17 protein-coding genes are annotated in these 13,521 nt (G+C 39.8%); 7 read left to right on the forward strand and 10 right to left on the reverse strand.

What is annotated here, in order from left to right; genetic code table 11:
- Positions 1-5: 5 nt before the first annotated feature.
- Both GBI66_RS15280 and GBI66_RS15285 read right to left on the reverse strand, forming a co-directional pair.
- A complete protein-coding gene (locus tag GBI66_RS15280) occupies positions 6-824 on the reverse strand; it encodes a serine/threonine-protein kinase (RefSeq protein WP_151716665.1) in 819 nt (272 codons plus the stop codon).
- Positions 799-2,307: a DUF3336 domain-containing protein gene (locus tag GBI66_RS15285; protein ID WP_151716666.1), complete on the reverse strand. Its 1,509-nt coding sequence runs from the start codon at positions 2,305-2,307 to the stop codon at positions 799-801. The genes GBI66_RS15280 and GBI66_RS15285 overlap by 26 nt, the downstream gene beginning before the upstream one ends.
- A 174-nt stretch (positions 2,308-2,481) precedes the next feature.
- Between GBI66_RS15285 and GBI66_RS15290 the strand changes: the two genes are divergently transcribed.
- Complete coding sequence (locus GBI66_RS15290) at positions 2,482-3,372, forward strand: ATP-binding protein (RefSeq protein ID WP_151716667.1); 891 nt, start codon at positions 2,482-2,484, stop codon at positions 3,370-3,372.
- A gap of 101 nt (positions 3,373-3,473) precedes the next feature.
- On the forward strand, positions 3,474-4,574 hold the full coding sequence (locus GBI66_RS15295) for a DUF6670 family protein (protein ID WP_151716668.1): 1,101 nt from the start codon (positions 3,474-3,476) through the stop codon (positions 4,572-4,574).
- Between the two features lie 64 nt (positions 4,575-4,638).
- Here GBI66_RS15295 and GBI66_RS15300 read toward each other — a convergent pair whose 3' ends face one another.
- Complete coding sequence (locus GBI66_RS15300) at positions 4,639-5,199, reverse strand: TetR/AcrR family transcriptional regulator (protein WP_151716669.1); 561 nt, start codon at positions 5,197-5,199, stop codon at positions 4,639-4,641.
- Between the two features lie 92 nt (positions 5,200-5,291).
- Between GBI66_RS15300 and GBI66_RS15305 the strand changes: the two genes are divergently transcribed.
- The 3 genes from GBI66_RS15305 to GBI66_RS15315 all read left to right on the forward strand — a co-directional run bounded on the left by GBI66_RS15305 (position 5,292) and on the right by GBI66_RS15315 (position 7,470).
- On the forward strand, positions 5,292-5,834 hold the full coding sequence (locus tag GBI66_RS15305) for an HPP family protein (RefSeq protein WP_151716670.1): 543 nt from the start codon (positions 5,292-5,294) through the stop codon (positions 5,832-5,834).
- Positions 5,835-5,980: 146 nt separating this feature from the next.
- Entirely contained in the window at positions 5,981-6,559 is a 579-nt protein-coding gene (locus GBI66_RS15310; protein ID WP_151716671.1) for a TetR/AcrR family transcriptional regulator, read from the forward strand.
- Positions 6,556-7,470 (forward strand): DMT family transporter, encoded by a 915-nt coding sequence (locus tag GBI66_RS15315; RefSeq protein ID WP_151716672.1) that lies wholly within the window; start codon positions 6,556-6,558, stop codon positions 7,468-7,470. The genes GBI66_RS15310 and GBI66_RS15315 overlap by 4 nt, the downstream gene beginning before the upstream one ends.
- A 20-nt stretch (positions 7,471-7,490) precedes the next feature.
- Here the strand turns inward: GBI66_RS15315 and GBI66_RS15320 are convergent, their stop codons facing one another.
- The 3 genes from GBI66_RS15320 to tsaD form a co-directional block, all read right to left on the reverse strand.
- The gene (locus GBI66_RS15320; RefSeq protein WP_151716673.1) at positions 7,491-7,814 is read right to left on the reverse strand and encodes a hypothetical protein; all 324 of its coding nucleotides are present in this window, start codon (positions 7,812-7,814) and stop codon (positions 7,491-7,493) included.
- A gap of 125 nt (positions 7,815-7,939) precedes the next feature.
- On the reverse strand, positions 7,940-8,443 hold the full coding sequence (locus GBI66_RS15325) for a hypothetical protein (protein ID WP_005183352.1): 504 nt from the start codon (positions 8,441-8,443) through the stop codon (positions 7,940-7,942).
- A 173-nt stretch (positions 8,444-8,616) separates the two neighbouring features.
- Positions 8,617-9,624: a tRNA (adenosine(37)-N6)-threonylcarbamoyltransferase complex transferase subunit TsaD gene (tsaD, locus tag GBI66_RS15330; protein ID WP_151716674.1), complete on the reverse strand. Its 1,008-nt coding sequence runs from the start codon at positions 9,622-9,624 to the stop codon at positions 8,617-8,619.
- A 145-nt stretch (positions 9,625-9,769) separates the two neighbouring features.
- Here tsaD and rpsU point away from each other — a divergent pair, with 145 nt between their 5' ends.
- Both rpsU and GBI66_RS15340 read left to right on the forward strand, forming a co-directional pair.
- The gene (rpsU, locus tag GBI66_RS15335) at positions 9,770-9,985 is read left to right on the forward strand and encodes a 30S ribosomal protein S21 (RefSeq protein WP_004652785.1); all 216 of its coding nucleotides are present in this window, start codon (positions 9,770-9,772) and stop codon (positions 9,983-9,985) included.
- A gap of 29 nt (positions 9,986-10,014) precedes the next feature.
- Positions 10,015-10,461 carry a GatB/YqeY domain-containing protein gene (locus tag GBI66_RS15340; RefSeq protein ID WP_004808327.1) on the forward strand — a complete coding sequence of 149 codons (447 nt, stop codon included), beginning with the start codon at positions 10,015-10,017 and terminating at the stop codon, positions 10,459-10,461.
- A 78-nt stretch (positions 10,462-10,539) separates the two neighbouring features.
- On the opposite strand, the gene GBI66_RS15345 is transcribed toward GBI66_RS15340, so the two are convergent.
- The 4 genes from GBI66_RS15345 to GBI66_RS15360 all read right to left on the reverse strand — a co-directional run bounded on the left by GBI66_RS15345 (position 10,540) and on the right by GBI66_RS15360 (position 13,492).
- Entirely contained in the window at positions 10,540-10,899 is a 360-nt protein-coding gene (locus tag GBI66_RS15345) for a hypothetical protein (protein ID WP_151716675.1), read from the reverse strand.
- 40 nt (positions 10,900-10,939) lie between these two features.
- A complete protein-coding gene (locus GBI66_RS15350; protein ID WP_151716676.1) occupies positions 10,940-11,305 on the reverse strand; it encodes a GFA family protein in 366 nt (121 codons plus the stop codon).
- Between the two features lie 31 nt (positions 11,306-11,336).
- Positions 11,337-12,749 carry a M48 family metalloprotease gene (locus GBI66_RS15355; RefSeq protein ID WP_228267302.1) on the reverse strand — a complete coding sequence of 471 codons (1,413 nt, stop codon included), beginning with the start codon at positions 12,747-12,749 and terminating at the stop codon, positions 11,337-11,339.
- A gap of 155 nt (positions 12,750-12,904) precedes the next feature.
- Positions 12,905-13,492, reverse strand: coding sequence for a 1-acyl-sn-glycerol-3-phosphate acyltransferase (locus GBI66_RS15360; RefSeq protein WP_151716678.1), 588 nt, complete (start codon positions 13,490-13,492; stop codon positions 12,905-12,907).
- Positions 13,493-13,521: the final 29 nt, after the last annotated feature.

The raw sequence follows: 13,521 nt of genomic DNA on the forward strand, positions 1-13,521 counted from the left end.
TACTTTTACAACATATCAAGTCGTTTTAGGCAATCTTTTACCTCTAAAACTGAATTAAAGCGTTGTTTAATATGCTTTTGCGTGAGGCCATTAAGTAAAGGATAAAAACTTTCACAGCCCTTTGGAAGTTGAATGTGTAGTTGTTGGCAATGCAATACTGCCCAATCGTGAAAAGTACTCGCCTTTAATCGAGATTGAGTGAGCCATTCATACACAATAATCCCCAAGGCATACAAATCACTTTGAATGCTTTTCCCTGCCCCCTGAAAAAGCTCTGGTGCCATATAATGTGGTGTTGCATCTAAAGTATGAATCGGATGCCCTATCCGAAAAGATTGCTCAAAATCAATCAGCCGACATGAGTTTTCATAGAAACGAAAATGTTCTGCTTTCAAATCACCATGTACCCACCCGAATTGGTGCAATGTATCAAGTGCATCTAAGGCCAGAAGTATCTTTTGTTTGATCTGTTCAATATTCTCAGAAATAGGAGCTTCAGCAAAAAAATCATGCGAATCAACCGTGATTACCCCTATTCCATCCTGATCTAATTCATTTATAAGATGACGCAATGGAATCATTTGGAATGGTAATAAAAACGCTTGTTCTTGCTGCTGACAGTGCTGATAAAAAACTAACTCTCGTTGGAAAGCCTGTGCCAAAACAGGCTGATCATTGGTTTTATGGAATTTCAGCCAGTAACGTTGCTGATCAACTTGAAAGGTGTAGACACGCCGCCCAAATGCATAACTTTGCGCTTTGGTCACTAAGTTTAGATCGTTAAGTTGAATCTTTGGATTAGAGATCCACGTAGTAAAACTCATTCTGCTGCTTTTCTTCCTGCTTTCGCAACGATATTAGACAATGCTCAATGGTTTTTCCAATTCGTGCATGTATTTCAATAGAAGCAATCTTCGGCCATGTGGCACGCTCACCTTCTTGTTGCAAGATTTTAAACAGTTTTGGCCGTGGGTTTTTCAGCATATAGCTATAATGTCTGAGTCCATATTTGGCAATAATATTGACGTCGCCATAATAACGTTGCCCCAAAATACCATAACCATGATCCAATACACGACGAATCGGGAAGAAACTACCCATATGGCTGCGTGTTAAATCCATGACTTCCATTGCAATGGCTTTACCTTGACGACGAACAATCCGCTCAGGCCAACTGAGTACATCTCTACGGAAACGTTCAGTATCACTTTGCATAAACGGCACAATATGCGGATTGACCTGACTGGCGATGGTGTAATTAATATTATAGAGCCGAGCCATCTTTTCCTGTGGAAAATCACTGCGCATACTGCCATCCACCCACTTGGTATTGGCGAGATATGGCGTATGTTGCCCATCATAACGCTTACTGGTCAGATGCACAGGTGGAAATAACACAGGCACCGCACAAGAAGCCAATACTGCACTCCACACCAATACATTCGGTGCAGTCAGCGCATTCATAATACGTGGATTTTGGGCTGTGTTATATGGTGCAATCACGATATTAATATGGCGTTTGGATTGTTTATAGGCCTCGGCAAACGTAACATCGCCCAAGTTCTGCATCAGAAATTTTTTCAAATACATCACATCGGCAATACCACCCTTCGCCCTCAATAATTCAGTTACTTTCCTAAATTTAAAGGCATCACTAAAAAAATGTTCCCCTTGCAGCAATTCAGGAACTTGATCTGGCGTAGAAACACCTAACATTCCTGTCATGATTGCCCCTGCACTTGAACCCGATAGCACTTGAGGCATCAGATCTTGTTCGATTAATGCTTTACATACCCCAGTATGAAATAAACCTAACGTTGCGCCTCCAGAAAACATCACAGCGGGTTGACCATAGGCCTTTTGACATTCTTCAAAAAACTGAATTTTTTCTTTTAATTGAAAGGTAATACATTCACTCGAAGCCAAGTAACGTAGGCAGTCACTCATTTCCTCAACATAGTTTTCGATTATTTTTTTAGTACCAATATAGGTCTGTGCAAACAACATTGGATGCCCAATGTTGGCAAAATCATAAGACAGGCCTTCTCTTAACACATAGATCAGATCTAAAGTCCGATGCTGCATACGATATTTTTTTAATAAGTTATAGCGTTTAGATAAAATTTCCGCATCATAATAAGGCGATTCATTGTCATACTTCCATGCTTCATGACCTGATTCTTCATCCAGTTTAAGTGCAATTTCTTTCCATTCGGCATAAGAACTGGCATGTCGTAAGCGTTCTTGCAACACATCAACTCTATGTGTCTGATATGTATTCTTTTTCTCTTGAACTCTATTGAACATTCGCGATCCTGATTTTCAGCTTATTTTTTATATTCTTGCACCTATACAATGCAAAAAGCAGCCACAACAATCAAGGGTAAAATCGATTTATTTCGATATTTCTGATGATATTTTCTTTATTTCGGTAATAGCAGTGATAGTATCCCTATTCATCATTGAGTTTGGTTTATATGTATGGCTATCCTTGATTTACCCGAATCTATTCTTCAATCGCTATCAAGTGTTTTAACGCAGCTTCAGCAAGTTCTCCCTGCACCAAAGCAACCCACTGACTTTTCAGCAATCGCATTCCGCTGGGAAAACCAGCAACTGGTCGCCATACAACAACCCAAGAAAATGTATTTGGAAGACTTAAAAGGCATTGAGCGCCAAAAAGACAAGATCATTCAAAACACCCTACAGTTCCTGAATGGCCTGCCTGCCAATGATGTCTTACTGACAGGTTCTCGTGGTACTGGAAAATCATCGATTGTACGTGCGCTTCTCACCGAGTATTCAACTCAGGGGTTACGCTTGATTGAAATTGAGCGTGATGATTTATCTGATTTACCCAAAATTCAAAAGCTGATTGAACATCGTCCTGAAAAATTTATCGTTTATTGCGATGATCTGGCTTTCAATGCCGAAGATGAAAATTATCGTAGTTTAAAAAGTGTGTTAGATGGTTCACTGCAATCAGGCTCAAGCAATTTTATTATCTATGCAACCAGTAACCGTCGTCATTTACTGCCTGAGTTTATGCACGAAAACACACCTGTACGTAAAGTGGATGTCCCGCAATACACCGAGTTACATCCGCAAGAAGCAATTGAAGAAAAAATTTCGCTCTCGGATCGTTTTGGCATGTGGCTCTCCTTCTATCCAATGGATCAACAGTTGTATTTACAAATTGTAGAGCACTACATTGTGAAAGCAGGCTTGGAATATAACGATCTGGTTCGTGGTGAAAGTCTGAAGTGGTGCCAAGCTCGTGGTCAGCGTTCTGGACGTGCAGCCTATCAGTTCTCAAAGCACTGGATTGGCTCTCAAAATCTAGAAAAATTGTCAAACAAAGCCTCTGCGTAAATGTCCTGAAAAGCCGTAGCTTTGTCCTTATTTCCGCTTAGCATTGGCAATTGTTTCTCATAATCTAGCTGTCACAGCATGGATTGAGTCTAGGAAACAAGATGAAGAAACAATTGCCACCAACATCCCTGACCAGCAAATTTTTGGGTAAAAGCCTATTATTGGCACAAGGTACGCTTGATAAAGCCGTAAAATATTCAACAACACCATTTTCAGAACCAGACATCATTCGCCCACGCACTGATGGGAATTTTTATACCTGGACACATTATGGAATCTTCTTTCCTCTACTGCCTGAACCTCATCGTTATTTAAATATTATGATCTTACTGGGTACACCAGGAGCACTTGCGTTTGACCATGATGATATTACCTTAGGTGACCCAAGAAAGACTGCAACGTTTTTCTCTAGTACCGCGGCAGTAGATGAGCATCTACTCAAAGCTTATATCATTCCAGAACAAACCAATATTCAAGACAATGGAACAACTATTGAGCTCGGTGAAGAAGTTTCGATCCAAGGAACTCTACCAAATATTCATCTCAAAGGTGCCTACCATGGACTCAGCTTTGAATTTGATTTAGATGTCACCGATCAAATCTCATGGTTTATCAAAACCCCGATTTATGATCATTTTAGTTTATTGGCAAACTTCAAAGGTCAGCTTGAGTATCAAGGTAAAATCACGCCTGCCGAAGGCTTATGTACCTATGAATATGCCCGCGCTACAGGTGCGCATGGCGTAGTAAAAAAGTTGTTGCCTGAACCGTATAAATTACCACTCGATTTCTTTACCTATCAAATTATCAATTTAACAGATACCACCCAATTATTACTCACTAAAGCTGATATTTTGGGTCAACCAGCAGCCTATACATTGCATGTTCGACATACCGACAAGCCTGCTGAAGTCTATACCAATGTCGAATTCAAGGTGATTGCACATCAAGTTGATGATTATGTTTCGCCAAGTGGTAAGAAAATGCGCTTACCGCAATTATTCTCTTGGTCTGTCAAGGATGATGCTGATCAGAAAATTTTAGATATCACCGCAGAAATTGATAGTCCATTCCGTTACGGTCATGGCATTGGCTATGCCAGTGCTTATACCTTCACAGGTGAATATTTAAATACCTCTGTTCAAGGTCGTGGTTATATCGAATATGTGGATGTAGAAGATCAGAATGCATTTAAGGATTAAATGAACTGAACACGTTGATGAGTCTTTGCTAAAACGTCAAAGGCTCATCATTTCCCTTTGCAATCTAGTTGCTCTGAGGGTTCAAAGTATCAATCATTTGATTGACTGAATCCTTAATCTCCGCTGCCACGTTTGCATCATAACCTTCGACCAAGAATCGGCTAATGAGCCCTTCAATCAGCGTATACGTCACTTCAACCAACATCTCTGTTTTTGAATAAGATTGCAAATATTCCGTAATCAAGTTTCTAATCCAAACTTTATGTTCTTTAGACACAGAGATGATGTCTTGATCACCCAAATGCGACTCAGCCACAGCTCTGACGAATAAACATCCTTTAAAGTTATCTTCTTGAAACCATAATAAGTGCCAATCGATCAACCTGTTCAATGCCTCTCGCCCTGTTGTCTCCGCCACATAACCCAATAAACGCTGCCGAAACTTTTCATCACGTGCTTCCAAGACCGACTTCACCAATTGATTTTTATTTTTGAAATAGGTGTACATCGTGGTTTTTGAACAGCCAGATTCATCTCGAATAAGGTCGACTCCGACACCAACAAAACTATTTTCATAAAATAATTTTTCTGCGGTATGCAAAATTTTATCAGCAGACTTCGACATAAAGATTTACTCATTAAATAATAGTACAGATCTGTACTATTTATAATTTTAGTTCTATTATCGCCATAAAGCAACCCAGTCGTGAGATCACCATGTTATCTTTATTCAACGGTAGAGAACATCTTGCTCCCTTACCCCAATCCATTGATATTATAAGAAGTTTAATTGGCGGCACCTTAAGCATCTTGATCTTAATCCTGCTCAGTAAATTCACCCACAATCTATTTATCATGGCTCCTTTTGGCGCAACCTGTGTCATCTTATATGCCGTATCACAATCGCCTTTGGCTCAACCTCGCAATGTAATTTTGGGACATTTTGTCTCAGCATTTATTGGCTTACTGTTTCTTAAAGTTTTTGGTACATCGGCTTTGAGCATTGCGCTTTCTGTCGGTTGTGCGATTGCAGCCATGCAACTTCTGCGTTGTGTTCATCCACCTGCTGGCGCAAATCCATTGGTGATATTGCTAACAGCCAATACCATTCAATACCAATGGAGTTTCTTATTTTTCCCCGTGTTATTAGGTTCAATTGCACTCGTCATGGTGGCATGGTTGGTCAATAACCTTAAATCAGAAAAGAAATGGCCTGTGTATGGATTGGCTTTTATCCACAGTAAGCAAAATATTGAATGACCCATCTATCGATTAAAGCGCAATGTCAGCGTTTTAATCGATGCCATCCTGTTCATCAAAATTCAATGAAACTCCAATTTCCCCTTGCAAATAATTTACTTTTCAATAAAATTAGGTAGATCGGTATACATAAATAATTTTTTACTATGAACACTAAATCAGCAAAACAAAAAATCTTGGATGCAGCTTCTACATTGTTTTATAACGATGGCATTAGCAATACAGGCATCAATAGCATTACAGAGAAAGCCAATGTGGCAAAAATGTCGCTGTACAATAACTTTGCCACCAAATCAGATCTGATTACCTGCTATATCGAAGCTCGCCATCAAGAATGGCTGGATTTATATGAAAAGAGAAAAGCTCAAATCCAAACCCCGATTGACGGTATTTTGGCGGTTTTTGATGCTTATCAGGATCACGCAGAATTTGCTTATGAAAAAGGCTTTCGTGGTTGTGGCCTACTCAATGCAGCCGCAGAATTCCCTGCACATAGTCCTGAACGTTTGGCGGTTAAACAGCATAAAGATGAAATCGAAGCAATTTTAGCGGGGCATTTACAGCAGCTCAGCACCAACCCACAACGAGTCAAAGAACTGGCACTACTGTTTTCATTTATCTTGGAAGGTTCCATTGCCCGTGCAGGTTTAGAAAGTTCAAGTGACAAAGTATTTGCTGCAAAACAAATGGTTCAGAACCTATTAGCGCAAGAGGTTTCAAATTGAATACCCCCTCTTTTAGCCTCAGTGCTCATTCTGGTTTTATTGCCGTCCTCATTGCCTCTATTTTATGGGGAACGACAGGCACAGCCGCTTCTTATGCTCCAAATCTAAGTCCCTTAGCGATTGGCGCAATTGCAATGGGTGGCGGTGGTTTATTACAAGCTTTATTGGCCCATAAAAATATCCGTAGCCATTTACCTCAAATTCGCTCTTACTATCCATTATTGTTGATTGGCATGGTCTCGGTTGCGATTTATCCGCTGGCTTTCTATTCATCGATGCGTATGGCGGGGATTACCATTGGTACAGTGGTTTCAATTGGTTCAGCCCCTTTATTTACGGCATTACTGGAAAAGTTCTTTGATAAAAAAGCACTCTCAGGTAAGTGGTTTATTAGCTTTATTTTTGGTGTCGCTGGTGTTTTATTGCTCTCTATAGGGGAATCACATTCCCAAGCATCTGCACATACTATTGCGACAGACCAGAAAAGCATTGGCATTATTCTCGGGCTGATCGCTGCCCTGACTTATTCGTTATATTCTTGGGCTGCCAAGAAAATGATTGACCGTGGGGTCGACTCAAAAGCTTCTATGGGATTAATTTTTGGCTTCGGTGCTTTAATTTTATTACCTACATTATTTTTTACGGGTTCAAACCTTTTTGATGAACCTGTGAATTTGTATGTTGTCGGTTATATGATGCTGATCCCAATGTTTCTCGGTTATCTGTTATTTGGTTATGCTTTAAAGACCATTTCAGCCAGTACCGCGACCACACTGACCTTATTTGAACCACTGGTTGCCGCACTATTTGCAGTATTATTAGTCGGTGAACAACTCGCCCCGATTGGTTGGGTTGGTATGGTTCTGATTTTTGTTTGTCTGGCAGTATTGTCAAAAGCAGATCGTTCATAACAATTGGCTTAGCAATTTGTCTAAGTCATTAAAATCAAAAGTAGCAACATTGCTGCTACAAAGCTAAAAGCGATGATTTTCCCATTAAAACGTAATGCCTGTTTGGCTAATTTTTTAATCGGTTCTTCTTTCTTCAACCCAATGATCGACAAAATGATGCCAATAAAATTACAGATCACCGAGATAATTAATGCCAAGAAAAAGAATAAATGGATGGGCGGCATCTCACAAATTCGATCAACCGTACATGGGATACTTAAAACATAAATTGAAAAAATCACTGCCGCAGCAATAATAATGATACTTAACCACGCAGCTATCGTTGCAGCTTTAACAAACCACATTATTTTTCCTTTTTTATATTAAGTTATTGCAGAAAATATAAATTAAAGTTTTATTAGTAATCAATAACAATTGATAATTAGCGACGCAGAAAAATTTTCTCTGCATCGCGTCTAAAGCTTAAATATCAATACTCTTTTGCTAACTTCTCTAATGTCGCGAGCATTTTTTTCACTACACTTCTTTTATGCTGCAACATATTCTTAATATTGCTTGGATTGAAACCCGTCAATTTTGCGACACCACGACTGGTCATGTATTCACCAGTTTTCGCAAAGTGCTTTTCACTTAACTCGGTTTTCGCATTTGAGAATCGAACTGCCAGCTTATAGTCATTAAACTCAGACCATGCACCTGTCTTATATTCGTCTGCATCATAGCTACTCTTCTGCTGAGTAGGTTTTTCTCGAAGAATATTACTCAAGCGATTAATGACAATTTTTTCTTCACTTTTTTCAATTATTTGATAAAGTTCAGTTTCTTCAAAAGGACGCCCTAAAGCGATGTCTTTTCTATATTGTTCAACGACCTTTTCTTTTGACTCGACCTTTTTCTCACCTTGTTGAGTGAGGCAGAGAATCTTAAATAAAGACTCTAATCGGCCACATGTAAAAATATAAGAAATTTTCAACGTCTATACTCCACGATGAGTTTTAGCTCATCAAAATAAATAATTTAACAAGATAGCAGTGACTCTAAACTGTCACCGCAGCCTGCATAAAAATGAATGATCTGATTTTTAAATAAAATAATAATGAGGATTGGCTTTAAGCATAGCATCCAAACAAAATTACGAGTGATATCTTAGGTTGGCTTTAACTCTGTCATCGGCCATCTCGGTGTGGTTGTCACAGCCAAATCATCCTGTTGTCCTGCTTTTAAACGCTGATATCCTGCAAAAGCAATCATGGCACCATTATCGGTACATAAAGCAGGTTCAGCGTAATAAACTTGAGCTTTGATCTTTGCCAATGACGTTTCTAATTGTTCACGCAAACGCAGATTGGCACTCACACCACCTGCAATCACTAAACGTTTTAGACCTGTTTGTTTTAAAGCTTTCACGGATTTTTTAACCAATGTGTCCACAATCGCTTCTTGAAAAGACGCTGCCACATCAGCATCTCGATTTTCTTCACCCAACTTTTTCAACTGTACTGAAACAGCAGTTTTCAAACCACTAAATGAGAAATTTAAACCTTGATGCAACATCGGGCGCGGAAATTCAAACGCTTGCGGGTCACCTTGTAAAGCTAACTTCGCAATATTTGGACCGCCCGGATAAGGCAATTTCATCATTTTTGCGACTTTATCAAAGGCTTCACCTGCGGCATCATCAATCGACTCACCCAGTAGTTCATATTGACCAATACCGTAAGCTGCCATTAATTGGCTGTGTCCACCAGAAACCAGTAACGCTACAAACGGAAATTCCGGTGGAGTTTCCGAAAGTAATGGTGCAAGCATATGACCTTCCATATGATGCACACCAATTGCAGGCTTATTCAATGCAAATGCCAAGGTACGACCAAACAATGCACCTGTCATCAGTGCACCCATTAAACCAGGTCCACGAGTATAAGCAACTGCATCAATCTGTTGTTTCTTGACACCACTTTGCTCAAGCAACTGATTAATTAAAGGAATCATTTTTCGAACATGGTCACGTGAAGCCAACTCTGGTACAACACCACCATATTCTGCATGCAGTTTAATTTGGCTATACAAAACCTGTCCACGTAAGCCGAGCTCGCTATCATAGAGTGCTAACCCAGTTTCATCACACGAAGTTTCTAAGCCCAAAACAATCATTAAACTGCCTTTACAACGATCAAAAATAATATCCGAGCTATTATAGACTTGTGATCTGAGTTGTAAATGAGTAAAATACTGACCTTCACTTGCGATCTAGTGCAATAGTGCGTTAGATCATATCCATCATCTTAGAGGATTTTACATGCCACAAGTTAAGTTGAAAGAAGGCGAACCAGTAGACGTAGCTATCCGCCGTTTCAAACGTTCATGCGAAAAAGCTGGTGTTTTAGCTGACGTTCGTAAGCGCGAATTCTATGAGAAACCAACTCAAGAACGTAAGCGTAAAAAAGCTGCTGCAGTTAAGCGTTATCAAAAGAAATTGACTCGCGAATCTGTACGTACTACTCGCCTTTACTAATTAATTTGTGATTGACTGCTGAAGAGACTATGAATACTTTAAAAAACCAAATTACTGACGTGTTAAAAAATTCAATGCGTGCCAAAGATATGGCAACAGTAACGGTTATTCGTGGTGTACAGGCAGCAATTAAGCAAATCGAAGTCGATGAGCGCATTGAGCTTGACGATGCTCAGGTTCTTGCGGTCATTGAAAAGCAAATTAAACAACGTAAAGAATCGATCAAGGCCTTTTCTGGCGCTGGTCGAGATGATTTAGCTAGTAAGGAACAAGCCGAAGTTGAGGTTATTTCTCAATTTCTACCAGCAGCTATGACTGAGGAAGAACTTGATTCCATCATTGAGCAAACGATTGCTGCTCAAGAAGCTACTAGCATGAAAGATATGGGTAAGGTGATGAATTCTCTACGTCCGATCATAGCCGGGCGTGCCGATCCTGCACAAGTTTCTGCCAAAATTAAAGCAAAATTAAGCTAATCTGCTTAACTCTCCTTTATATATTCAACTGCATTAAAAAATTGGATTCATTTCAACAATGAACCCAAAGTCTTTCTTTTATTTAAAATCACACTGAACATTATATTTCGAAAGCATTTGCATCTCTTTCGATTCAGACACCTGTTTAATCAAATCTTGCTTGGTCATACCTGCATACTGTTGCGGTAATGATGAGCGGTTTTGCTCAATCGCATCAGACATATCTTGAATATAGCGCTGATTAATTTGACAATATTTCGCTTGCTGCTCAGGTGTAAACTGTGAGGTTTGTGGATTCAGACTCCGCAAAAAGCTACGAATATCTTGCGCATAGACGCCACGAATTTTATCCACCGAGTTTACATATTGTTCAACGGAAGCCGCTGAGCTGATCCCCACACTGCTTATCGCAAAAATAAAAACTAAAATTTTGTTCATAAATCTTTTAACTTCTCAGCTCTTGCTTACGCACGCCATCTTATCTCAATTCAATAAAATTTGGTTTATGCTCCAGAAAAAATTCTTCTGTCGGAGCTGGTATATTCCCTTCTGTTACCGTACCAAGACGTAAACGAATAATATTGAGTAAATCCGTACGATAGGAATAAAGTGGACTGGCACAGTTTTGACAAAATACCCGTGCCTTATTTGGGGTATGAAAATATTCTTTCAGTTGGTCTTGCCCAGAAATAAGCTCAAATTGAATTTGATCAATTGGGCTATTCCAACCTGCGATAGAACCTTGTGCTTGTTGGCAATCAGTGCAGTAACATAAAATACTGTTTTCAATTTCCCCATGATATTGATACTGCACTACTCCACACAAACATTGTCCTTTAACCATGTGTCTTTCCTTTAATTGTTTTAATGATTATCTAAAGCCTCATACGTCGCTCATCTTGCATTTGTTTTAACCGAGCGTCAATCTTAGCCGACATCGCGACATTGCCTTTTGCCAGACGTTGCGCATGTAACATCGACTTAATCGCATTTTCTTCATAGCCTGACCAATATTCGGCCTCTGCCCGATAACCCAATACATTAACGGCTTGCAAAGGTGAACTTTTATCTAAATTGGTTGCCTGTTGTAACAATTGCCAACCCTCAATATCACGTTGGTTTTTATGAATAAAACGTTGCACCAATGTTTGTGCCTGTGCAACTTGCTTTTGTCGAATCAGCACCTCTGCCAATTTATAAGATAGAGCTCGATTCTCAGGCATGGTTTTTTGAATTGGATTAATACTATTAAAAGCCTGATCCAATTTATTTTGACCTAAATAGATATCGGTTTGAATCAGCGGTACAAGTACATGATTCTGAAGTTTAGTCTTCACCAAATCTAAATTGGCCTGAGCTTGTGCATAATCGCCCTGCTCCAGATAAAACTTGCTCAGTGCTAATTGTGCAGCTGTATTTTTCTGATTTGCCAGTGACTGTAATTGAATTTCAGTCGCCTGATTCGATACCACCAAGGTGTAAAGCTTTAGAATTTCAAAATCAAGATCATAAATTTTAGACTTTACTTTAGGAAGTTGATTGGCGCGCAGACGTGCTTCACTCATACGTTCTGTTGTTAGTGGATGAGTAAACCAAAAATCAGGTAAAAAACTAACTCGGCTGGTCGCTCGATGCATGGTTTCGAAGTAATCTGCCATACTTTGTGGGTTATAACCTGCCGCAGACATAAACTGCATACCGATACGATCCGCTTCACGTTCCTGATTACGACTATAACTCAACTGCTTATCCATCAATGCTGCTTGAGTACCCATCATTACGGCTGCACCCGCATTGCCATCGGCTTGAGATGCAATAGCTGCACCAACAAGAATCCCCGCTAATGCAAGCAAGCCCTGTCCCTTAAATGCTTCTTGAGAACGGCTATAGTGACGCTGTGATACGTGTGCAATCTCATGCGCCATGACACCAGCAATCTCATCCAGATTCTTAGCTGAAGTAATCAAACCTGTATTCAATGCAAATAGACCACCAGGAACAGCAAAAGCATTAATTTGAGGATCTTTGATAATCACCAAGCCAATCGGTTGACCCAATTGAGTCTGGCTGAGAATACCTGAAAATACTTGAAAGAACTGATCTTCCAACCATGCATCTTGCACTGTGGGCATTTGCCGATGTACTTCACGATAGACTTTTTCACCAATGAATTTTTCTTTTTGTTGATCAAGTAAACCTATACCGCTGCCGATTTCAGGCACTTCTGTTTGCCCAGCCGTATGGGAAGGTAAAAAGACCTCAGTGTGACTCAATTGAGTTGTGGCCAATAAGCCACAGGCGAGCAGCAACGATCTCAAGTGGTTTCTCTATGATTTTAATAAAGAAATTTACTATAACATTGAAAATAGGAGAAATTTGCAACAAAGTGTTATAAAAGGCAGAGAAATCCTGCCTTATCTTATGATTTTTGAAATCAGCCAGATTACTCTGCCGCAACGTAACGCTGATCTACACTAAAATTTTCAGGGAATTTAGCATTAATTTGCGCATAGAAAGACATGATCTCTGTCATATCTTTTTCATAATCACCTGTAGGGTAAACAATTTTTCCTACACCCGTTTTTTTCTTGGCATAATCCATATACGCAAGTGCAATCGGCACACCCGCTGTTATTGCAACGTGATAAAAACCTGTTTTCCATTGCTCTTGTTTAGCACGCGTCCCTTCTGGAGTCACAAGCATGACTAACTTAGGATGAGTTTTGAACAGGTCACTCATCAGCTGGACCATACTTGGTCGCGCTTGCCCTTCTTGTTTGACAGTACGATCAATCCCGATGCCGCCCATTGCACGAACAAATGGCCCAAATGGAAATTTCATATAGCTGTCTTTAATGGTCAAGCGTACATTAACGCCCAACGCTTTTAACGCCAAACGCGCATATAAAGCATCCCAGTTGCTGGTATGCGGGGCAGCAATCATGACACATTGGTCAATGTTTAAATCCCAATGATTGTCGATTTCCCAACCCATTAAGCCCAAACTTTGTTCAGCTAATTTCTCAAACACCAGACGCCCCAAGACGAAATCACAAAGGG

This window comes from Acinetobacter sp. TUM15071, assembly GCF_008980925.1.
Lineage (GTDB): Bacteria > Pseudomonadota > Gammaproteobacteria > Pseudomonadales > Moraxellaceae > Acinetobacter > Acinetobacter dispersus.

Excerpts from the sequence above, each read along its gene's own strand:
- GBI66_RS15320 (WP_151716673.1), bottom strand. The coding sequence starts at position 7,814 with ATGTGGTTTGTTAAAGCTGCAACGATAGCTGCGTGGTTAAGTATCATT.
- GBI66_RS15290 (WP_151716667.1), top strand. The coding sequence starts at position 2,482 with ATGGCTATCCTTGATTTACCCGAATCTATTCTTCAATCGCTATCAAGT.
- GBI66_RS15310 (WP_151716671.1), top strand. The coding sequence starts at position 5,981 with ATGAACACTAAATCAGCAAAACAAAAAATCTTGGATGCAGCTTCTACA.
- GBI66_RS15350 (WP_151716676.1), bottom strand. The coding sequence starts at position 11,305 with ATGGTTAAAGGACAATGTTTGTGTGGAGTAGTGCAGTATCAATATCAT.
- GBI66_RS15305 (WP_151716670.1), top strand. The coding sequence starts at position 5,292 with ATGTTATCTTTATTCAACGGTAGAGAACATCTTGCTCCCTTACCCCAA.
- GBI66_RS15300 (WP_151716669.1), bottom strand. The coding sequence starts at position 5,199 with ATGTCGAAGTCTGCTGATAAAATTTTGCATACCGCAGAAAAATTATTT.
- GBI66_RS15285 (WP_151716666.1), bottom strand. The coding sequence starts at position 2,307 with ATGTTCAATAGAGTTCAAGAGAAAAAGAATACATATCAGACACATAGA.
- tsaD (WP_151716674.1), bottom strand. The coding sequence starts at position 9,624 with ATGATTGTTTTGGGCTTAGAAACTTCGTGTGATGAAACTGGGTTAGCA.
- GBI66_RS15280 (WP_151716665.1), bottom strand. The coding sequence starts at position 824 with ATGAGTTTTACTACGTGGATCTCTAATCCAAAGATTCAACTTAACGAT.
- GBI66_RS15345 (WP_151716675.1), bottom strand. The coding sequence starts at position 10,899 with ATGAACAAAATTTTAGTTTTTATTTTTGCGATAAGCAGTGTGGGGATC.
- GBI66_RS15295 (WP_151716668.1), top strand. The coding sequence starts at position 3,474 with ATGAAGAAACAATTGCCACCAACATCCCTGACCAGCAAATTTTTGGGT.
- GBI66_RS15340 (WP_004808327.1), top strand. The coding sequence starts at position 10,015 with ATGAATACTTTAAAAAACCAAATTACTGACGTGTTAAAAAATTCAATG.
- rpsU (WP_004652785.1), top strand. The coding sequence starts at position 9,770 with ATGCCACAAGTTAAGTTGAAAGAAGGCGAACCAGTAGACGTAGCTATC.